Here is a 555-nt window from a genome sequence, read left to right on the forward strand (position 1 = left end):
CTTGCGCAGCGCCTGCATGACGGACGGAATCGACGGATTGCCGTAGCGCATTGCACAGGCGACCACCACATCGTGGCCCTGCGCGTTCAGCAGCTGCTGCAGCGCATGCGCCTGGCGCTCGCTGTAGACGAGCAGCGGCGAGCCGGTCATGTTGGCCTCGCGCAGCCAGATGCTTTCGTATTTGTGCGCCGACGTGCGCGAACGCAGCGGCACGATCAGTCCGTTGAGGATGAACCACCACACCGCGCGCGGAATTTCCACAACGCGGGGGTCGGACAGGAACTGGCGCAGATAGCGGCCGACCTCGCGCGGCGACGTGCCGTCAGGCGTACCGAGGTTGACGAGCAGGATCGCCGTGCGATCAGGCTGGCCGTGCTGGAACAGGGGTTCGGGCAAGAAGGGCATGGGCGCGGTTTCGCGATAGACCGGCCGATTATACGAGCCGAGTCATCGCGTGTTCCTTACGCCACTACGGTGCCGTCCTTGACCACGCCCACACACGGGTTCAGCCCCATCGCGTACGCCAGATCGGCGGGCCGGTCGATGCGCCACAGG

The 555-nt window shown here is 65.9% G+C and carries 1 protein-coding gene; it reads right to left on the bottom strand.

Annotated features, from left to right (window positions below; all coding sequences use genetic code 11):
- On the bottom strand, positions 1-405 hold a 405-nt coding region (locus FUT88_RS24790; RefSeq protein ID WP_186829378.1), incomplete at its 3' end, for a ferrochelatase.
- Positions 406-555: the final 150 nt, after the last annotated feature.

The organism is Ralstonia sp. TCR112, assembly GCF_007997035.1.
In the GTDB taxonomy this organism is placed as follows: domain Bacteria; phylum Pseudomonadota; class Gammaproteobacteria; order Burkholderiales; family Burkholderiaceae; genus Ralstonia; species Ralstonia edaphi.